Genomic DNA, 20,646 nt, shown 5'->3' on the forward strand with positions numbered 1-20,646 from the left:
GCTTTACGCCCGGGCGGCCTGCTCGGCCTTTTTCACCTGGCGCCAGTGATGCAGCAGGGGCTCGGTGTAGCCATTGGGCTGTTCCAGGCCCTTGAAGATCAGGTCGCTGGCGGCCTTGAAGGCGCACGAGGTGTCGAAGTGGCCGTCCATGGGCTCGTACAGCGGATCGCCGGCGTTCTGCTTGTCGACCACGGCCGCCATGCGGCGCAGGGTCTGTTCGACCTGTTCGCGCGTGGTGATGCCATGCAGCAGCCAGTTGGCGATGTGCTGGCTGGAAATCCGCAGCGTTGCGCGGTCTTCCATGAGGCCGACGTCGTGGATGTCGGGCACCTTGGAGCAGCCGACGCCCTGATCGATCCAGCGCACCACGTAGCCGAGGATGCCCTGGGTGTTGTTGTCCAGTTCCTGCTGGATCTGCTCGGGCGTCCAGTTCGGCTCGCGGGCCACGGGCACGGTCAGGATGCGGTCGAGGTAGTCCTCATGGTGGTTTTCGAGGGACTTCTGGACCTCGACCACGTCGACCTGATGGTAGTGCAGCGCGTGCAGGGTCGCGGCCGTGGGCGACGGCACCCAGGCGGTGTTGCCGCCGGCCTTCACGTGGGCGATCTTTTGCTTGAGCATGTCGGCCATCAGGTCGGGCATGGCCCACATGCCCTTGCCGATCTGGGCATGGCCGCGCAGGCCGCATTCCAGGCCGGTCTGCACGTTGTTCTGCTCGTAGGCCTGGATCCATTCGCGGTTCTTCATGTCGCCCTTGCGCTCCATGGCGCCGGCCCGCATGGAGGTGTGGATCTCGTCGCCCGTGCGGTCCAGGAAACCGGTGTTGATGAACACGACGCGCTCGGCGGCCGCGGCGATGCAGGCCTTGAGGTTGACGCTGGTGCGGCGCTCCTCGTCCATGATGCCCATCTTGATCGTGTTGGGCGCCAAGCCCAGCAGGGCCTCGGTGCGGGCGAAGATCTCGTTGGCGAAGGCCACCTCGTCGGGGCCGTGCATCTTGGGCTTGACCACGTAGACCGAGCCGGTGCGGGAGTTGCGACGGCTCTGGAGGTCGGGCATCGCGGTCAAGACGGTCATGACCGCATCGAGGATGCCCTCGGGGATCTCGCGGCCTTGCTCGTCGAGGATGGCCGGATTGGTCATCAGGTGACCGACGTTGCGCACCAGCATCAGCGAGCGCCCGTGCAGGGTCGCCGGGCTGCCGTCCAGCGCGGTGTACTCGCGATCGGGATTGAGGCGGCGCGTGATCGTCTTGCCGCCCTTGACCAGGTCCTCGACGAGGGTGCCCTTCATGAGGCCGAACCAATTGCGGTAGGCCAGCACCTTGTCCTCGGCATCGACGGCGGTGACGGAGTCCTCGCAGTCCATGATGGTGGTCACCGCCGCCTCGACGACGATGTCCTTGATATGCGCGGTATCGGTCTTGCCGATGGGGTGCTCGGCGTCGAACTGCACCTCGAAGTACAGGCCGTTGTGGCAGAAGACCAGGGCCTCGGGTTGCTGGGGCGCGCCACGATAGCCGGCCAGCACGCCGGCATCCGCCAGTGTCGTGGCCTGGCCGTCGGCCAAGGTCGCGTGGAGCGCGCCGTCGGCCACCGCGTAGGCGCGGGCGTCGCGGTGCGAGCCTTGGGCCAAGGGGATGGTGTCATCGAGGAATTGGCGGGCAAAGGCGATGACCTTGGCGCCGCGCACAGGGTTGTAGCCGCCGCTGCGCTGCGCGCCATCCTCGTCCGAGATGGCGTCCGTGCCGTACAGGGCGTCGTACAGGCTGCCCCAGCGCGCATTGGCGGCGTTCAGGGCATAGCGGGCGTTCATGACGGGCACCACCAGTTGGGGGCCCGCCCGGACGGCCATCTCGGCATCGACGTTGGCGGTGGTGACGGCAACCTGTGCCGGTGCGTCCTTGAGATAGCCGATGTCCTTCAGGAAGGCCCGGTAGGCGGCCGGGTCGGCGATGGCGCCGGGGTGCTTGTCGTACCACTCGTCGAGGGCCGTCTGCAGGCGGTCGCGCTCGGCAAGCAGTTCGCGGTTCCGCGGGGCGAGGTCGCGGACGATACCCGCCAGGCCTTGCCAGAAGGCGTCGGCTCGTACGCCGGTGCCCGGCAGGGCTTCTTGTTCGACGAATTGGTGCAGCACGGCTGCGACCTGGAGTCCGTGGCAGGCGATGCGGTCGGTCATGGCAGTCCTTGATAAACGTTCAGGGTTTGTCCTGATTATAGGAGGTCTTGTATAAGAGTTGAAGACGAGGCGGCGCCGTCGTCAATCCTGGCCGGATTCGGCGAGCATCCGGAGGACGGCGTCGCGCTTTTTGAGCAGATGCGCGCGCAGGATCGTCGCCAGGCCTTCGCCGTCGCGGGCCTCCAGCGCCTTGATCATGTCGCTGTGTTCGTCGACGGCCTTGTCCCACTTGGCCTGTTCCAGGTTCGAGCGGAAACGCAGGGCCTGCAGGCGACGATTGGTGGTGACATAGATCTGCCGCAGCGCGCCGTTGCGGGCCGCCAGGTTGATCCGGTCGTGGATTTCGTGGTTTTTTGCGTAGTAGCCCGGCAGGTCGCGCTGGGCATGGCATGCCAGCATGGTGTAGTGCAAGGCCTTGAGTTCGGCCAGTTCGGACTGGGTGATGCGCTCGCAGGCCAGCAAGCCCGAAAACGCCTCCAGGCCGCTCATCAGTTCGAACATTTCGCGGATCTCGGCTTCGGACATGCGAAATACCGCCGCGCCGCGGTTGGGCGTGATGTCGACCAGGCCCTCGGCGGCGAGCACCTTGAGCGCCTCGCGCAGGGGCGTGCGGGAAATGCCCAGGGTATCGCACAGCTCGCGCTCGTTGAGCTTGGTGCCTGGGGGCAGCATGCCCTCGACGATGAAATTGCGCAGGTGCTCCACGACCGTGTCGTGCAGGCGCAGGCGCGCGAGCCGCGGCAATTGCGCAGGGGAAGTGGTAGTCAGCTCCTCATCTGTATTTTGCATACATAAATAAAGATCTAAAGAACGAAAAGTACTTGCTATGTTACTCGAACGTCCTTTGTTAATAAAGCGCTAGGGTAAACACTGAGAAAAATCGCTCGTTTTTGCTTTTCTTTTAATGGGGGAATTGTTAAGGTATTTTGAATTCAAAATTAAATATTCTTTCCTCTTGGTAGAGTGGTCTTGATGGATGCCCCGGTTTCCCAGAAAGTGATCCATGCCGGCAAGATGCGCAACGTCCTGTCCGAGCGGCTTGCGCGAGAGGTTCGTGGCGACGTGCTGTTCAGCCGGGGCGATCGCGGCCGTTATGCGACTGACGCGTCGATTTATCAAGTGGATCCGATCGGCGTGCTGGTGCCCGAGACTTTCGACGATGTCCGGGTGGCGGTCGATATGTGCCGCGACCTGCGGGTGCCTTTGGTGGCTCGGGGGGCGGGGACGTCCCAGTGCGGGCAGACGGTGGGCGAGGCCCTCGTCCTGGATAACAGCAAATATCTGAACCAGCTCGTCGAACTGGATGTCGCCGGCATGACGGCCACCGTCGAGCCTGGCATTGTGCTGGATCAGCTGAATGCGAAGTTGCGGCCTCATGGCGTGTGGTTTCCCGTCGATGTCAGTACCTCGGCCCAATGCACGCTGGGCGGTATGGCGGGCAATAACTCTTGCGGCTCGCGCTCGATCGCCTATGGCAACATGGTTCACAACGTCCTGGGCATCGATGCCTTGCTGTCCGACGGAACCGTGGGGCATTTTGGACCCCTGACCGGCATGCCGACGGACCGGACGCGCATCGGGACGCTCGTGCGCCGGTTGGGCGATCTCGCCGCACGCGAGCGCGACGAGATCGCACGACAGGTGCCCAAGGTCCTGCGCCGGGTCGGCGGCTACAACCTGGATATCTTCAATCCCCAGAGCGTGCGGCCCTACACCGCGGACGGCAGCGTCAACCTGGCGCATCTGCTGGTCGGCAGCGAAGGCACGCTGGCCGTCACCCGCCGGCTCACCCTCAAGCTCTCGCCGCTGCCGTCGAACAAGATCCTGGGCGTGGTGAATTTCCCTTCCCTGCGCGCCGCCATGGAGTCCGCGCAGCATATCGTGACGCTGGGGCCGACCGCGGTCGAATTGGTGGATCACACCATGATCACGCTCAGCCGCGGAAATCCGGCCTTTTCCGCGGTGATCGAACGCGCCCTGATCGGCGAGCCGCAAGCGCTATTGCTGGTGGAGTTCGCCGGCGCGGACCGCGCCGCGCAACTGCACAAGCTCGAGCAGTTGGTCGAGCTCATGGGCGACCTGGGGTTGCCGGATTGCGTGGTGCGCATGCCCGAGGCCAAGGCGCAGCAGGCTCTGTGGGGGGTGCGCAAGGCCGGGCTGAACATCATGATGAGCATGCGCGGCGATGGCAAGCCCGTATCCTTCATCGAGGACTGCGCGGTGCCGCTCGAGCACCTGGCCGACTACACCAGTCGCCTGACCGAAGTGTTCCAGAAGCACGGCACCAGCGGCACCTGGTACGCCCATGCGTCCGTGGGCACGCTGCACGTGCGTCCGATCCTCGACATGCGCGTGGATGGCGCCGCCAAGATGCGCGCGATCGCCGAAGAGGCCAGCGCCATCGTGCGTGAATACAAGGGTGCCTATTCCGGCGAACATGGCGACGGCCTGGTGCGCACCGAGTGGGTGTCCTGGCAATTCGGCCCCAAGCTGACCCAGGCCTTCGAAGAGATCAAGGCGCTGTTCGATCCGGACGGCCTGCTGAACCCCGGCAAGATCGTCCACGGTCCCAAAATGGACGACGCCTCGCTGTTTCGCTTCAAGCCGACCTACCAGGTGCTGCCCTTCGAGCCGGCGCTCGACTGGGCGGCCTGGAACGTGACGCAGGACGCCGTGGCGCAGACGGTCGGCGCGCCCGGCTCGGGCGACGACCCGACGGGCGGCTTCGCCAAGGCCATCGAGATGTGCAACAACAATGGCCATTGTCGCAAGTTCGACGCGGGCACCATGTGCCCCAGCTATCGCGTCACGCGCGACGAGCAGCACTTGACGCGCGGGCGCGCGAACACGCTGCGCCTGGCGCTGTCCGGGCAGATGGGGCCGGATGCCTTCACCTCCGAGGAGGTGCGTCGCAGTCTGGACCTGTGCGTGAGCTGCAAGGGCTGCAAGCGCGAATGCCCCACGGGCGTCGACATGGCCCGGATGAAGATCGAGTTCCTGTACCAGTGGCAGCGGCGCCACGGCGTGGCGCTGCGGGCCCGGCTGATCGCCACCATGCCCAAATGGGCGCCCTGGGCGGCGCGCCTGCCCTGGCTGTTCAACCTGCGCGACACACTGCCCGGCCTGGCCGGACTGTCCGAGAAATGGCTGGGGTTCGCGGCGCGCCGCACATTACCAAAATGGCGCCGGGACACGTTCCTGTCGGCGGCGCCCGACGAGCACGCCGAGGACGCGGATGTGGTGCTGTTCGCCGACACCTTCAACAACTACCTGGAGCCCGGCAATGCGCGCGCCGCGCTGAAGGTCCTGCGCGCCGCCGGCTACCGGGTGCACGTGGCGCGGGCCGCCCGCACCGATGCGCAGCCCACCCGCCCGTTGTGCTGCGGGCGTACCTACCTGTCGGCCGGCCTGGTCGACGAGGCGCGGCGCGAGGCGCAGCGGGTCATCGAGGCCTTGCGGCCGTTCGTCGCGCGGGGCGTGCCGGTCGTCGGCCTGGAACCGTCCTGCCTGCTGTCGCTGCGCGACGAGTTCCTGGTCATGGGCCTGGGCGACGAGGCGCAGGCGCTGGCCAAGCAATCGTTCCTGTTCGAGGAATTCCTCGCGCGGGCGCACCAGGCCGGCACCTTGAAACTGGACCTCAAGCCCCTGCCGCAAAAGCGCGCGCTGCTGCATGGGCATTGCCACCAGAAAGCGTTCGACGCGGTCAAGCCGGTGCAGGCCGTGCTGGGCCTGGTGCCTGGCCTCGAGGTCCAGTTGATCGAGTCCAGCTGTTGCGGCATGGCCGGCAGCTTCGGCTATGAGGCCGGCCACTACGACATCTCGATGAAGATGGCCGAGCTGTCATTGCTGCCGGCCGTGCGCGCGGCCGGCCCGGACGATCTCGTCGTGGCCGACGGCACCAGCTGCCGCCACCAGATCGCGGACGGGGCGCAGCGCCGCGCCGAGCACGTGGCGTGCGTCCTCGAGCGGGCGCTGCCATGAAGGCCGGCGAGTTTCCCTTGGAGTGTAGACATGAAGACAAAACCCGTATTAACGATTGACGACGTCAGGACCATTCTGGATGCCGCCAGCCGGTACGCGCGCGAGCACGACTGGAACGTGACGATTTCCGTGGTCGATGACGGCGGCCACCTGCTGGGCATGTTGCGTCTGGATGGGGCGGCACCGCTCACGGCGGTGATTTCGCCGGGCAAGGCGCGCGTATCGGCGCTTGGGCGGCGCGAGTCCGGCACATATGAACAAAGTATCAACGAGGGCCGGTATGCCTATTTGTCCGTGCCCATGGACGCCATGCTCGAGGGCGGCGTGCCCATCGTCGTCGACGGGCAGGTCGTGGGTGCCGTCGGCGTGTCCGGCGTGAAATCGACGCAGGACGTGGAGATCGCCAAGGCCGGCATCGCGGCTCTTTCCGGTCGGTAAGCACCGGCCGTATTGAATCTTGAATATCACTTTTTGAGGGCAATCCAGATATGTTGAGGCTCAGCGCACATCCTTCCGGCCGCCATTTTCTTCAGATTCCGGGGCCGACCAATGTGCCCGATCGAGTGCTGCGCGCGATCGACCACGGCACTATCGATCACCGGGGGCCGGAGTTCGGGGAACTTGGCAAAGCGGTACTGGCCGGGATGAAGCAAGTCTTCAAGACCGATGGCCACGTGATTATTTATCCCGCGTCCGGCACCGGCGCATGGGAGGCGGCCCTGGTCAATGCGCTGTCCACGGGCGACAAGGTGCTGATGGCCGAGACGGGGCATTTCGCGACGCTCTGGAAGAAAATGGCCGTGAGCCTGGGGCTGCAGGTGGAGTTCATGGCCGGCGACTGGCGCCGGGCAGCCGATCCGCAGGCCATCGAGGCACGCCTGCGCGAGGACAAGGGCCACGGGATCAAGGCGGTGTGCATCGTGCACAACGAGACCGCCACCGGCGTGACCAGCGATATCAAGGCCGTGCGCGAGGCCATCGACCGCGCCGGGCATCCCGCCCTGTTGATGGTGGATACCATCTCCTCGCTGGGCTCCATCGATTATCGCCATGACGAATGGGGTGTGGACGTCACGGTCGCGGGTTCCCAGAAGGGGCTGATGCTGCCGCCTGGCCTGTCGTTCAATGCGGTCAGCGCAAAGGCGCTGGCCGCAAGCCAGAACAACACGCTGCGGCGCTCGTATTGGGATTGGCACGCGATGATCGAGATCAACCCCACGGGCTATTTCCCGTACACGCCGGCGACCAATCTGCTCTATGGCCTGCAGGAAGCCCTGGACATGCTCTTCGAGGAGGGGCTGGAGACCGTGTTCGAGCGGCACAAGCGTCACGCCGAGGCGACGCGGCGCGCGGTGCGGGCCTGGGGCCTGGAGATCCTGTGCGCGGATCCAGAACGCTACAGCCCGTCCCTGACCGCGGTCATGATGCCCGAGGGGCATAGCGCGGATGCGTTTCGCAGGATCGTCCTGGATCACTTCAACATGTCTCTCGGGCAGGGGTTGAGCAAGGTCAAGGACAAGGTGTTCCGGATCGGTCACCTGGGCGACATCAATGACCTGACCTTGTGCGGCACGCTGGCCGGTGTGGAGATGGGGCTTGCATTGGCGAAAGTGCCCCATGAGCAGGGCGGCGCCCGCGCCGCCATGTCCTACCTGGCGGAAAAAGCCGAGGTGCGCTCCCGGTAGTCCGGCATGCGGGATTCTTGAACAGCGGGCCCGATCAGGTTGCATGGGATCGGCGCCTCGCGCTCAAAGGAGGGCGATGACATTTTTTTACAGCATCGGGAAATTCAACGGAGACAACGGCGCGGCAGGGATGATGGAGGCTGGTGTATGCGCGGCATCCGGATGCCGTCGTGCCGACCAACAAATTAGGGGTGGAATGATGATACGCAAGACCAGGAATCTAGTGCGCTTGATGGCTGCCGCCGGTGTGCTCGCGTTCGCAACCATGTCCAGTGCGCAGGCCGCCACGACTGTCCGGCTGGGTCACGTGGGCGAGCCGGGCTCCCTCATGGACGTCACGGCCAACGAATTCGCAAAGCGCGTCAACGCGAAACTGGGCGACAAGGCCACGGTCGAGACCTACGGTTCCAGCCAGCTTGGCAACGATACCGAGATGCTGCGCAAGCTCAAGCTGGGTACGATCGACTTGGCCCTGCCCTCGACCGTGATGAGCTCGGTGGACCCAGTGTTCGCACTGTTCGAGATGCCCTTCCTCATCAAGGACCATGCGCACATGGCCAGGGTCCAGCAGAACGAGTACATCGTCGGCAAGATGGCTGAAGCCGCTGAGAAAAACGGCTACGTGCTGCTCGCCCTGTGGGAGAACGGCTTCCGCAACATCACCAACAACAAGCGGCCGATCGTCAAGCCGGAGGACTTGCAGGGCATCAAGCTGCGCACGCCCAGCGGCGAGTGGCGCCTGCGGATGTTCAAGTCCTATGGCGCCAATCCGACTCCCATGGCTTATTCCGAGACCTTCGTCGCCTTGCAGACGGGCGCTGTCGACGGCCAGGAGAATCCGCTGGCACAGATCTATCCCGCGCACTTCTACGAAGTTCAGAAATACCTGTCGATGTCGCACCACGTGTACACGCCGGTGTCTTTCCTGAGCGGCGCGAGCTGGAAGCGCCTGCCCGAGGATGTTCGCGCGATCATCAAGGAAGTGGCGATCGAGATGCAGCCGGTGGCACTTGAATATGGCGCCCAGATGGACAAGGACTTGCTGGGCAAGCTCAAGGAGGAAGGCATGGAGGTCAACGACATCGATCAGGCGGCCTTCGTGAAGGCCTCGGCTGCCATCTACAAAGAGTTCGAGGCCACCGCGCCCGAGGGCAAGAAGATGATCGAGACCATTCAGTCGCTCAGGGACTGAGTGTCTTGCGAGGCATTGTCGCGCGCCGGCGTCCGCGCCGGCGCGACAAGGATTCCAAGCCGTCCACGGGACACGGGAGATTTATGAATACAGTTACTGCCCTGCGGTCCGGCCTGGACCGGCTCCTGGCGTTCATCGTCATGGTGCTGGTGCTCGCCATATCGTTCGTGGTGATCCTGGGGTTCACGACCCGCTTGATGGGGATGCCGCTTTCCTGGACCGACGAGATCGCCGGCATCGGACTGGCCTGGCTCACGTTCTATGGCAGCGCGCTGGCGGCCGGCCGGGGCGCACACATCGCCAGCCCCAGCATCCTCGCCATGATCCCGTCGACCTGGCGCGTCGCGGTGACCATCGTGGCCGAGGCGTGCACGATCAGCTTTTTCGTGTTGCTGGCCTGGACGGGGTTGTATGTCGTCGAGATCCTTGCCGGCAGCAAGCTGATCAGCCTGCCGTTCATCTCCCAGCAGTTGACGCAGTCGGCCCTGCCGATCGGCGCCTGCCTGTTCATCCTCGCCGAACTATTGCGCCTGCCCGAGCTGCTGCGCGAGGCGAAGGCCGGAGGCCGCTCAGCGGACGACGACATATTGTGAATGGTCGGATGCCGATCATCCGACCATCCTGCCGAGGTCACTCATGGGTATCACATTCATGCTGCTGGGTCTGCTGGCCCTCATTGTCATCAATATCCCGATCGCCGTGGCATTGGCGATCATCGGCGCGGCCGGCACCTATCTGAGCTACGGGGCGCATGCGCTGCCTGAAATCTCGCTGGTGCTGTTCGACGGGTCCACGAATTTTTCCCTGCTGGCCATCCCCCTGTTCATATTCGCCGGCGCGATCATGAACAATTCGAGCCTGGCACGCCGCCTGATCGATCTGACGACGGCGCTGTTGGGATTCATCCGCGGGGGGCTGGCGATGGTCACGATCGGCGCTTCGGCCTTTTTTGCCGAGATCTCGGGCTCCGCGGTGGCTGGCGTGGCCGCATTGGGCACGGTGTTGATTCCGGCGATGGAGAAAAAAGGCTATTCGCGCGAGTTCGCCGCGGCGATCTCCTCGTCCGCCGCCAGTCTGGCCATTATCCTGCCGCCGTCGATCCCCATGATCCTATATGCGGTGATGGCGCAGGAATCCATCGTCAAGATGTTCATCGCCGGGGTGCTGCCGGGCATCATGGGCGCGCTGGGTTTGGCCCTGATGGCGTATTACCAGGCACGCAAGAAGAACTTCCCGGTCGAGGCCAAGTTCCAGGCATCCAGGCTGGTGAAGACGCTGCGGGAAGCATTCTGGGCCTTGACGATTCCCGTCATCATCCTGGGCGGCATTTTCGGCGGTTTCGTGACGGCCACGGAAGGCGCGGGCCTCGCGGTGTTGGTCGCGCTGGTCATCAGCGGCATCATCTATCGCGAACTGAGCTTCAAGAAACTCTATGACTGCTGCGTCCAAAGCGGCATTCAAACGGCTGTCGTGATGCTGCTGGTCGCAGCATCCGCCCTGGTCGGGTCGTACCTGACCCAGGCTCGGCTGCCGCAGGAACTGGCCGCCGGCATCGAGAGCTTCAGTACGAACAAATACGTCATTCTCATGATCATGAACGTATTTTTCCTGGTTCTGGGAATGTTCCTGCACTCGGCGGCGGCCATCATCCTGGTGATCCCGATCGTGATGCCCCTGGTCCATGCGGTGGGCATCGACCCGGTCCACTTCGGCCTGATCGTCACGATCAACCTCGCCCTCGGGCAGCAGACGCCGCCGGTCGCCAGTGTGCTGATCACCGCGTGCTCGATCGCCAAGTCCGACATATGGCGCACCACCCGGGCCAATCTCGGCTTCATCGGCGTGCTGCTGGTCGTGCTTCTCGTCAATACCTATCTGCCCGATATTTCGCTGTCGCTGGTGCGTCTGGTCTACGGTTCTTGACGCGCCGCCTATTTAAGTGATGAGACGCCATGAACGATGAAGTGATCTTCGAGAAATCCGGGCATCGGGCCGATGTGTGCTTCAACCGCCCGCACCAGCACAATGCGATGCGCTTCTCCATGTACGAGCGGCTCGAGGAGATCTGCGAGCAACTGGATGCCGACGACGAGATCCGCGTGGCCGTGTTTCGGGGGGCGGGAGGCAAGGCTTTTGTGGCCGGCACCGATATCGGGCAGTTCCGGGGTTTCAAAACGGGGGATGACGCCATCGCCTATGAAGCCCGCATCGACCGGGTGGTTGGACGCCTGGAGCGCTTGCGCTGCACGACGGTGGCGATGGTGCAGGGCGTGTGCGCAGGCGGGGGCGTGCCCATCGCTTTGGCCTGCGACTTTCGCTATGCCGACGACGATTTGCGTCTGGGCGTGCCCATCGCCAAGACCTTGGGCAATTGCCTGTCCATGGCCAATGTGGCCCGGATGATCGATTTCGTGGGCGTCGCCAAGACCAAGGAAATACTCATGCTGGGCAAGATGATCGGGGCCCAGGAGGCCAAGGCCGCGGGCGTGGTCAACGATGTGTTTGCCGCCGAGGACCTGGAGCAAAAAACCGACGCCTTGGTGGCGGACATCCTGGCCCTGGCGCCGCTGACGCTGCGGGCTGTCAAGACCGCCGTCCGGCGCACGCTGGACGCCAGGCGGGCCTCGTCCGAACTGGGCGAGGACTTCATCCGCCTCTGCTATACCAGCGAGGATTTTCACGGGGCGGTGGATGCTTTTATGGAAAAGCACCGGTATGCCTGGCAGGGCCGGTAAACGCAGGAGATGAACATGCAGCTGCCTCTGGAGGGTGTTCGCGTGCTCGACATGTCACAGATCATGGCGGGTCCCTACTGCACCATGGTGCTGGCCGACATGGGCGCGGACGTCGTCAAGATCGAAAAAATGAATGGTGGCGACGACTCCCGCCAGATGGGGCCTTTCGTCGACGGCGAGTCGAGCTGCTTCATGCAGATCAACCGCAATAAGCGCAGTGTCGCGCTGAACCTCAAGGACCGGGAGGTGCGCGAGATCTTCTACGACATGGCGCGCGGCAGCGACATCATCGTCGAGAACTACCGGCCGGGGGTGACGCAGTCCCTGGGGGTCGACTACGAGACGATCCGGCGGATCAATCCCGCCATCATCTATTGTTCGATTTCGGGCTACGGGCAGACCGGCCCCTATCGTGAAAAGGGCGGCTTCGATCTGGTGGCGCAGGGGGCTTCCGGCCTGATGTCGATGACCGGCGAGCCCGGCAGGCGGCCGCTCAAGACCGGGGTCGCGGTCTACGACATCGGCGCGGGCATCACGGCGATCTATTCGGTCCTGGCGGCGTACATCCATCGCCAGAAAACCGGCGAGGGCCAGCACGTCGACATTGCGATCAGCGAGTGCGGCATCCCTTGGTTCACCTGGGAGGCCGCGGGTTATTTTTCAGAGGGCAGGGAGCCGCAGCCCGATGGCTGGCGCCATCGGGTCTCGGCACCGTACCAGTCGCTGGCCACGCGCGACGGTTATCTGGTGCTGGGCTGCGCGAACCAAAGGACCTGGGAGCGGTTTTGCAAGGATGTCGTCCAAAAGCCCGAATGGATCGAGGATCCGCGCTTCCTGACGAATTCCGACCGCAAAGCTCATATCGAGGCCCTGGAGCCGTTGATCGAGAGCGAGTTCGCGCGCGAGGACACGGCGTTCTGGATGACCCGCTGCGATGCGGCTGGGGTGCCCGCCGGACCGATCAACACTTTTGCGAAGATGCTGGCCGATCCCCATTACATCGCGCGTGGCATGGTACAGGAGTTTCAGCATCCGAAAGCAGGCAGGGTCCAGACCCTGGGTTTCGCCAGCAAATTTTCCGCCACGCCCCAGCAGATCCGGCGTCCCAGCCCATTGTTCGGCCAGCACACGGAGGAAGTCTTGCGGGCTTTTGGGGTGGATGTCGAGAAGGCCGCAGCCTTGCGCGATCGGGGGGCGATCGGCCCCGGGATCGACTAGGATCGTCGGTTGTCAATGAGAGCCGTCCCTTCGCGCGTGCCTGCGAGGAGACCGGGACGGACATACCCACAAGAGAGGAGAACACCATGAAGCTATCAAAACTACTGCTGTCGTCCGCGATTGCGGTGGCCATGGCGGGGATGCCGATCCTTGGCCAGGCAAAGACCGTACATGTGTCCTATAACGTGGCCGAGGGCTCCAGTTGGGACAAGGGGGCGCAGAACTTCAAAGAGCTGGTCGAGAAACGCTCCGACGGAAAGTACACGGTCAGCCTCCACCCCAACGCATCCATGGCCGGCGGCAATGACCGGGTGGAGCTTGAGATGGTCCAAGGCGGGGCGATTCAATTCCTTATCAAGTCCACGACCTGGCTGACCGGCCTGGATCCCAAATTCCAGGTCCTTGGCCTGCCGTGGTTGTTTCCCGACCATGACACCGCCAACCGGGTCATGGACGGCGAGGCGGGCGCCGCCTTGATGAAAACCGTCGACAGCAAAGGGTTGGTCGGTCTTGCATGGGGCGTCAATGGATTCCGGCAAGTGACGAACTCGCGCCAAGCCATCATGCAACCCAAGGACCTGAAGGATCTGAAGGTGCGCGTACCGGGCATCCCCCTGTACTTGTCGATCTTCAAGGCATTGGGTGCCAACCCGACGACCATGAGTTTCTCCGAGGTGTTCACGGCCTTGCAGACCAAGACCGTGGACGGACAGGAGAACCCGATGTCGCTGATCTGGTCCTCGCATTTCTATGACGTCCAGAAGCACATGACGATCTGGAATTATTCCTATGACGCCGTCCTGTTTGCCTCCGGCGGCATGTTCTGGAATACGCTGAGTCCGGAAGACCAGGCTTTGTTCAGGGACGCCGCCAAGGAGGCCATGGCGTTCGAGCGCCAGGTCGTCGCGCAAGAGGATCAGACGCTGCCGCAGAAGCTCAAAGACGCGGGCATGACCATTACGGTGCTCACGCCTGAGCAGCAGGACGTATTCAAAAAGGCCCTGCAGCCCACGTACGACGAGTACAAGGGGAAACTGGGCAAGGATTTCGTCGAGCTGTTTGAAAACGGAGTGAAGGACGCTCGCCAGTGAGTCAATGAGTTTTCGGGTCGGCCGGCACGGTGTCGGCCGGCCCGATTCGCGCGGGTTCGCCGCATATCGGTCACAGGGTGATTCATGAAAGCCGTCTTTCGAAAGCTGTTTTCCGCAGCCAACCATATCGAAGAAATCATCGTCATCGTCTGCATGTTCGGCATTACGGTCCTGACCTTTCTGGCCGTCCTGACGCGCTACGTATTCAGTTTTTCCATCGTGGGTGCCGATGAACTGGCGACGTTCATGTTTTTGTGGGCGGCGCTATTCGGCGCCTCGGCGGGGTTCAGGTATGACAAGCATGGCGGGGTGCCCATCTTTGTGAACCTGCTGCCGTCGGGCGCGCGCCGATTGGCGGACTTGGGCGTCTTGTTGGTCATGGCCCTGTTCTTCGCCTTTTTGGCCTGGTATGCGTGGTTGTTCGTCGCACAATCATTTCGCATCGGGCAGACCAGCCCCGCCACGGGGATTCCGGTCTGGATCGTGAACGCGGGCATTTTTGCGGCGCTGGCCCTGTGCGGACTGCGCTGTCTGAATGCGGCGCTTCGAGACTTGGCGGGCCGGCGACGGTATCCGGAAACGCCCAATCTGCCCGAGTGACACGACATGATGGAAATTCCCAGCTCCGGCCTTCTCGCGTTCATCCTGTTCTTTCTTTTTCTCTTCGTCAATTTCCCGATATCCGTCTCCCTCGGTCTGGCGGGCGTATCCGTTTTTGCGCTCTACGAGCTGGCGCCGTTCCAGACCCTGCCCATGATTTTCTCGGGGGCGATCAGCTCATTCGCACTGCTGGCCATCCCGCTGTTCATCATCGCCGGGAACATGCTGGCCAAGACAGGGGTCGCGAGCCGGCTGATCTATCTGGCGCAGGTGATCGTGGGCGGAGTCCCCGGCGGCCTGGCCATTACGGTGATCGTGGCGGGCGCCTTCCTCGGCGCGCTCAGTGGCTCCAACGTCGCGGCCATCGCCGCCCTGGGATTCCTGATCGGGGCCATGCACAAGGTCGGCTATCCGATAGGCTTCGCCTGCGCGACGGTGGCGGCGGGCTGCACGTTCGGCGTGGTCATCCCCCCCAGCATCAACCTGATCCTGTACGGCGTCATTGCCAATGCGTCGATCCCAGCCTTGTTCGCCGCGGGCATCGGGCCCGGCCTGACGCTGGTGGTGGTGCTGTCCATCTACATCTATATCGTGGCCCGCTACAAGAAGTTCCCCATCGCTCAGGTTGAACGCAACTGGCCGATTTTCTGGCGCGCCCTGCGGGAGGCGTTCTGGGGGCTGATGGCGCCCGTGATCGTGCTCGGCGGCATCTATGGCGGCATCTTCACGGCCACGGAAGCGGCCGCCGTCATGGTCGCGTATGTCTTTCTGGTGGATCGTTTCGTATACAAGGAGATGAACTGGAAGGAATACCCATACATGATGCTGGGGTCGGGCATCACCACGGGCGTCGTGATGCTGATACTGGCCATGGCGTCGATCCTGTCTTATGTGCTGATGCTCGATGGTACGGCCCTGCTCGTGCGCGACTGGCTGGTTCAGGTCAGCGGCGGCAGCATGGTGATCATGCTTTTGCTGGTGAACATGATATTGATTTTCGCCGGCATGTTTCTCGATCCGGTGTCTGCCATTTATTTGCTGGTGCCGCTGTTTTTGCCGGCAATCCAGGCGGTTGGCGTGGACACCATTCATTTTGGGACGATCATGACCGTCAATCTGTCCATGGCGCACATTACGCCGCCAGTCGGCCTGGCCCTATATCTGGCATCCCAGATTGCCGATATTCCCTTCACCCAGGCGGCAAGAGCCGCCGTGCCCTTCGTGGTGTGCGAGGTGATCGTGCTGGCATTGGTCACCTTCATCCCCGATATTTCGCTGAGTTTCGTCGGCTGGTTGAGTTGAGGTGCTGGCATGATTGAGAACGGGGTTTTCGAAGACGCGGATGCCGGCGTTGATATTGCATCCCTGCGAAGAGAGATGCTGGCCCGACGTTTGAGTTGCGTTCAACTCGTCGAGCGCTGTCTTGCGCGCATCGAGCGCTGGGATCGTCGTGGCCCGGCATTGGGAGCCATGCTGGCCGTCAATCCGCGCGCGCTGGAGATGGCTGCCGACTGCGATGCCGCATTGTCCAGGCCTGGGGCCTCGATCAGGCCGTTGCACGGGATTCCCGTCGTGCTGAAGGACAATATCGGCACCTGCGGCATGCCCACCACGGGCGGCTCCAAGTCGTTGGAAGGGTTCACGCCCACTAGGGACAGTACGCTGGCGCGCAGGCTGATCGACGCGGGAGCGATCATCCTGGGAAAGGCGAATCTGCACGAATTCGCACTCAGCGGACTCACCATCAGTTCGTTGGGCGGGCAGACTCGTAATCCCTACGATCTTACTCGCACGCCGGGCGGCTCCAGCGGCGGATCGGCGGTGGCGGTGGCCATGGGATTCTGCGCGGTGGCCCTGGGCACCGATACGGTGAATTCCATACGCTCGCCGGCATCCGCCACCGGACTGGTGGGGCTACGGCCCACGCGGGGCCTGGTCAGCCGGGCCGGCGTGCTGCCGGTATCGGACACGCAGGACGTGGCCGGCCCCATCGGGCGCTGTGTGGCGGATGTGGCATGTGTGATGGACGTGCTGGCGGGTTACGATCCCGACGATCCGCTGACTGCCCGATCCGTGGGCAAGACGCCGCCGACGTATGTTGACGCGCTGGACGCAACAGCCTTGCGCGGCAAGCGGCTGGGCTTGCTGCGGGGGTTCCAGGGGACAGAGGCGCGGCATGCTGAAGTCAATCTGGCCGTGTCCAGGGCGGTTGAGGCGATGCGCGCCGGCGGCGCGGAAGTCGTGCCGCTTGAAGATCCGCAACTGGATGCGGACCGGCTTCTTCGCGAATACGATGTGCAGAAGTGGGAATTCAAGGCCCATTTCGAGCGATATTTGCACTCGCAGCCCGATGCGCCGCTGCGAAGCCTCGACGACCTCATCGAGGGCGGGCTGTTCCATCGCGAGTCTCTGGAAGCTTTCCTCATTCAGGCGCAAGACACCACCGATATCCAGCGCGACCCCGAGTATCTGGCCCGCTTGGTGGCAATCGAAGGTCTGCGTGATCGCGTGTTCGATCACATGGCGGCCCAACGCCTCGATGCACTGATCTATCCTTTGCAGAAATGTCTGGTCGCGCCGATCGGCAGCAATGGCCAGCCCGAGCGCAATGGAATTTTGGCGGCCCTGACGGGGTTCCCAGCCTTGAATGTGCCGGCCGGATTTTCCGTGGCTACGCCGCAGGCTCCCGTGGGCGTGCCGATCGGCCTGGACATCATGGCGCGCCCGTTCGAGGAGTCGCTCCTGCTGGGGCTGGGTTATGCGTACGAGCAGTTGGCCGGATGCTATCGTCCACCCGAGCATGCGGGGTGGGAACCCTGATCACTCATAACAATACAGGCATCGCTTCAAACCGTCGTTGATGTTCTGCACCACATTGGCCAGGTCCGCGGTGGCACAGGATGGCTCGAAGTAGAGCCGGCTCAGACAGTCCGCCAGCATGTCCAGCGCTTGCGGGCTTATCCCTTGGCGAGTCACGACGTGCGTGCCCAAGCGGACTCCGCCGCGGTCCGGCCGGCCCGGCACCCGAGCGGTTCCTGTCAGGATGCCGACGGTCTCCGCCCGTGCGAGCAAGGCCCGGGCTTGCGCGGGCGTGTCCGTCTGAATCATCAGTTGGTGCGAGGATTGCGGGCCGGGGGCGGCCCCACCGCTGTTGAGGACGGGGACGCCGCGATCCCGCAATGCCCGATGGAGGCCGGCGGCATTCGCAACCGCCCTGCGCATGTAGCCGGACATGAAGCGGCCGGCCTCGTCCAGGGCGACAGACAGCCCTGCCAGGCGGCCCGCGTCGTAATTGGAGGTCCACCCCCCGACGAGATGGCGCTTCAGCCGTTCGTATGTCTCGGGATCGTGACCGAGCAGCAGTCCGCCAGGCGGAGCGGACAGCGTTTTGTACGTCGACATGGTCATGATGTCGAATCCCATCTGCATGGGATTCTGGTAGAGACCGCCGGCGATCAGCCCCGCCACGTGCGAGGCGTCATACACCAGCAGCGCGCCGCATGCTCTGGCTGCCTGGATCGTCTGGTCGACGGTGTATGGGTCCAGCATGACGCTGGCGCCCAGCATCACGATGCGAGGCGCGTGCTGGAGGATGCTGCGTGCGGATGCGGCGTCGTCATACACGCCGTCGGTGAACGTCAGCGGCAGGTGCCGGCGCTGGAGCACGCCCAGCGTGCCCGATTCGTGATGACTGACATGGCCGCCGTCCGCGGCGTCGATGGCTGCCACCAGGTCGTTTGGTCTCGAGAAAGCGGCGTAGACGGCGGCGTTGGCGTACGTGCAGCTTTGCAGGCGGGCATCGGCCCATGCGCCGCCAAACAGCGCATTGAGCTGGCTTGAGACCAGTGTCTCTAGTGCGGAGATCTCGTCGGTGCCCGGCTGTTGCTTGTGATAGGCATCGCCCATGGCCGGCATCAAGCCCATGGAGTTGGCGAGCGCCTCCCGCACCCGCGGCGACAGCATGCAGGCGCCCGCATAGAGCTGAATGCTGCGCGCCATGCGCGCCTCATGTTGGCGCAGGAGGGCCAGCGCGGCAGGCATGGGCGGGGTTTCAGACGGGGAGGTGGCTTTCATGCCCGGCGGATCAGGACGGCGCCGCCGAGGCGGGGACCGGCACCTGGGCGATGTGCAGCAGATTGGTGCTGCCGCTGTGCCCGAACGGCAGGCCGGCGACCACGATGACCGTATCGCCGGCGGAAGCGAGGCCCGCCTGGCGGGCGGCATCGGTTGCGCGGGCGATCATTTCGCTGGCCTCCTGCAGTTGCGCCGGAAAATGCATGGGATGAACGCCCCAGGCCAGGGCCAGCCGGCGGGCGACGTTCGCATCGGGCGTCAAGGCCAGGATGGGCGTGGAGGGGCGCTCACGGCTGGCGCGCAGGGCGCTGAAGCCCGAGGCCGTGTAGGCGATGGTGGCGGCGGGTTCCAGCAGGCCCGCGACGCGACGCAGCGCGCAGCAGATGGCGTCCGGGACGTTGGCGGCCGCCGGGCTGTGGCTGGCCTCGAGGCCGGTGCGCCATGAGGGGTCCTGCTCGACCTCGTGGATGATGTGCTGCATGATGCTGACGGCCTCGACGGGGTATTGCCCCGAGGCCGATTCGGCCGACAGCATCACCGCATCGGCGCCGCTGTAGACCGCGGTGGCGACGTCCGAGGCCTCGGCGCGGGTGGGCACCGGGGCGCCGACCATGGATTCCAGCATCTGGGTGGCAACCACCACCGGCTTGCCGGCGGCGCGTGCGCGCCGCACGATGCGCTGCTGCAGGATCGGCACCCGTTGGGGTGGCAGCTCCACGCCGAGGTCGCCGCGCGCGACCATGAGGCCGTCGGCGCGCTCGATGATGGCGTCCAGGTGCTCGATGGCCGACGGCTTTTCGAGCTTGGCCATGATCCAGGCGCGGTCGCCGACGAGGGCGCGTGCCTCGTCGATGTCCTCGGGCCGTTGCACGAACGACAGCGCAACCCAGTCCACGCCCAGCGACAGGCCGAAGGCGAGATCCTCGCGGTCCTTGGCCGTCAGGGGTGAAATCGGCAGGATCACGCCCGGCACGTTGACGCCCTTCCGGTCGGACAGGGCGCCGCCCACCATCACGGTGGTTTCCGCGTAGTCCGTGCCGTGGCGCTCGACGCGCAGGCGCAGCTTGCCGTCGTCGAGCAGCAGGTCGGTGCCCGACTCCATGGCGTCGAAGATCTCGGGGTGCGGCAGGCTCGCGCGGGTTTCGTCGCCATCGGCCGGATCGAGGTCCAGGCGAAAGGAGGCGCCCGCCTGCAGGATGGTCTTGCCGCCGGCGATGCGGCCGATGCGCAGCTTGGGCCCTTGCAGGTCCATGAGGATGCCGATGGGGCGGCCGAGCGCCTGTTCGATCTCGCGGATGGCCTGGTGGCGCGCGGCGTGGTCCTCATGGGTGCCGTGGCTGAAGTTGAGGCGGAACACGTCGGCGCCCGCCTGCACCAGGGCCTGGATCCGTTCGGGCGAGGAGCTTGCCGGTCCGAGGGTGGCCAGGATGCGGGCGCGGCGCGGCGTGTTCACGCCGGCGCCCCGCCGTCCAATGCCGCGATGCCGGCGCGCGCCGCCTGCGCGTCCTGCGCGGCCTTGACGCCCGATACGCCCACGGCGCCGATGACGCGGCCGTCGTGCAGGATCGGCTCGCCGCCCTCCAGCGGCATCACCGGCATGGACAGCGCCGCGATGCGGCCCTGGTTGACCATGTCCTCGTAGACCTTGCTGGGCTTGCCGCTGACCACGCAGGTGCGGGCCTTGCCGGGCGCCACGTCGGCGCTCATGGGGGGTGCGCCGTCCATGCGCTGCAGCCACAGCAGGTGGCCGCTGGCATCGCACACGGCGATGGAGACCGCCCAGCCGTTGGCCAAAGCCTCGGCCTGCGCGGCCGCGCCGATGCGTTGGGCATCCTCCAGTGTCAGCACTCGAATCGTCTTCATGGAGCCTCCTAAGCTGATGCGCCGCCCGG

At 64.4% G+C, this 20,646-nt stretch carries 17 protein-coding genes; 12 read left to right on the forward strand and 5 right to left on the reverse strand.

All coding sequences use genetic code 11. From position 1 onward, the window contains the following. Window positions 1-3: 3 nt before the first annotated feature. Together OOZ48_RS17630 and OOZ48_RS17635 are read right to left on the reverse strand one after the other, a co-directional pair. Window positions 4-2,178, reverse strand: a complete 2,175-nt coding sequence (locus OOZ48_RS17630) for a malate synthase G (protein WP_269500130.1) — start codon at window positions 2,176-2,178, stop codon at window positions 4-6. An 81-nt stretch (window positions 2,179-2,259) separates the two neighbouring features. Continuing rightward, window positions 2,260-2,967 (reverse strand): GntR family transcriptional regulator, encoded by a 708-nt coding sequence (locus tag OOZ48_RS17635; protein WP_269500131.1) that lies wholly within the window; start codon window positions 2,965-2,967, stop codon window positions 2,260-2,262. A 183-nt stretch (window positions 2,968-3,150) separates the two neighbouring features. Here OOZ48_RS17635 and OOZ48_RS17640 point away from each other — a divergent pair, with 183 nt between their 5' ends. The 12 genes from OOZ48_RS17640 to OOZ48_RS17695 all read left to right on the forward strand — a co-directional run bounded on the left by OOZ48_RS17640 (window position 3,151) and on the right by OOZ48_RS17695 (window position 17,500). Next, the gene (locus OOZ48_RS17640; RefSeq protein WP_269500132.1) at window positions 3,151-6,159 is read left to right on the forward strand and encodes an FAD-binding and (Fe-S)-binding domain-containing protein; all 3,009 of its coding nucleotides are present in this window, start codon (window positions 3,151-3,153) and stop codon (window positions 6,157-6,159) included. A gap of 30 nt (window positions 6,160-6,189) precedes the next feature. Next, the gene (locus OOZ48_RS17645) at window positions 6,190-6,597 is read left to right on the forward strand and encodes a GlcG/HbpS family heme-binding protein (RefSeq protein ID WP_269500133.1); all 408 of its coding nucleotides are present in this window, start codon (window positions 6,190-6,192) and stop codon (window positions 6,595-6,597) included. Window positions 6,598-6,647: 50 nt separating this feature from the next. Then, window positions 6,648-7,844 (forward strand): pyridoxal-phosphate-dependent aminotransferase family protein, encoded by a 1,197-nt coding sequence (locus OOZ48_RS17650; protein WP_269500134.1) that lies wholly within the window; start codon window positions 6,648-6,650, stop codon window positions 7,842-7,844. A gap of 232 nt (window positions 7,845-8,076) precedes the next feature. After that, window positions 8,077-9,036 carry a TRAP transporter substrate-binding protein gene (locus OOZ48_RS17655; RefSeq protein ID WP_269500135.1) on the forward strand — a complete coding sequence of 320 codons (960 nt, stop codon included), beginning with the start codon at window positions 8,077-8,079 and terminating at the stop codon, window positions 9,034-9,036. An 83-nt stretch (window positions 9,037-9,119) separates the two neighbouring features. Further along, window positions 9,120-9,629, forward strand: coding sequence for a TRAP transporter small permease (locus tag OOZ48_RS17660; protein WP_269500136.1), 510 nt, complete (start codon window positions 9,120-9,122; stop codon window positions 9,627-9,629). Window positions 9,630-9,672: 43 nt separating this feature from the next. Beyond that, window positions 9,673-10,959 (forward strand): TRAP transporter large permease, encoded by a 1,287-nt coding sequence (locus OOZ48_RS17665; RefSeq protein WP_269500137.1) that lies wholly within the window; start codon window positions 9,673-9,675, stop codon window positions 10,957-10,959. 29 nt (window positions 10,960-10,988) lie between these two features. Next, window positions 10,989-11,771 carry an enoyl-CoA hydratase gene (locus tag OOZ48_RS17670; protein ID WP_269500138.1) on the forward strand — a complete coding sequence of 261 codons (783 nt, stop codon included), beginning with the start codon at window positions 10,989-10,991 and terminating at the stop codon, window positions 11,769-11,771. Between the two features lie 15 nt (window positions 11,772-11,786). Continuing rightward, on the forward strand, window positions 11,787-12,989 hold the full coding sequence (locus OOZ48_RS17675; protein ID WP_269500139.1) for a CaiB/BaiF CoA transferase family protein: 1,203 nt from the start codon (window positions 11,787-11,789) through the stop codon (window positions 12,987-12,989). Window positions 12,990-13,075: 86 nt separating this feature from the next. Then, window positions 13,076-14,080 carry a DctP family TRAP transporter solute-binding subunit gene (locus OOZ48_RS17680; RefSeq protein WP_269500140.1) on the forward strand — a complete coding sequence of 335 codons (1,005 nt, stop codon included), beginning with the start codon at window positions 13,076-13,078 and terminating at the stop codon, window positions 14,078-14,080. An 84-nt stretch (window positions 14,081-14,164) separates the two neighbouring features. Then, window positions 14,165-14,680, forward strand: coding sequence for a TRAP transporter small permease (locus OOZ48_RS17685; RefSeq protein WP_269500141.1), 516 nt, complete (start codon window positions 14,165-14,167; stop codon window positions 14,678-14,680). Window positions 14,681-14,686: 6 nt separating this feature from the next. Continuing rightward, entirely contained in the window at window positions 14,687-15,982 is a 1,296-nt protein-coding gene (locus OOZ48_RS17690; RefSeq protein ID WP_269500142.1) for a TRAP transporter large permease, read from the forward strand. A gap of 9 nt (window positions 15,983-15,991) precedes the next feature. Next, entirely contained in the window at window positions 15,992-17,500 is a 1,509-nt protein-coding gene (locus tag OOZ48_RS17695) for an amidase (RefSeq protein ID WP_269500143.1), read from the forward strand. Here OOZ48_RS17695 and OOZ48_RS17700 read toward each other — a convergent pair whose 3' ends face one another. Genes OOZ48_RS17700 through OOZ48_RS17710 form a run of 3 tightly spaced genes read right to left on the reverse strand, consistent with a single transcriptional unit; the run spans window position 17,501 to window position 20,617 of the window. Beyond that, on the reverse strand, window positions 17,501-18,754 hold the full coding sequence (locus OOZ48_RS17700; protein ID WP_269500144.1) for a beta-eliminating lyase-related protein: 1,254 nt from the start codon (window positions 18,752-18,754) through the stop codon (window positions 17,501-17,503). It abuts the gene before it with no gap. 10 nt (window positions 18,755-18,764) lie between these two features. After that, complete coding sequence (gene pyk / locus OOZ48_RS17705; RefSeq protein ID WP_269500145.1) at window positions 18,765-20,207, reverse strand: pyruvate kinase; 1,443 nt, start codon at window positions 20,205-20,207, stop codon at window positions 18,765-18,767. Continuing rightward, complete coding sequence (locus OOZ48_RS17710; RefSeq protein WP_269500146.1) at window positions 20,204-20,617, reverse strand: GlcG/HbpS family heme-binding protein; 414 nt, start codon at window positions 20,615-20,617, stop codon at window positions 20,204-20,206. The genes pyk and OOZ48_RS17710 overlap by 4 nt, the downstream gene beginning before the upstream one ends. Window positions 20,618-20,646 lie beyond the last annotated feature (29 nt).

The sequence above is a fragment of the Castellaniella sp. S9 genome (genome assembly GCF_027257175.1).
In the GTDB taxonomy this organism is placed as follows: Bacteria; Pseudomonadota; Gammaproteobacteria; order Burkholderiales; family Burkholderiaceae_B; genus Castellaniella.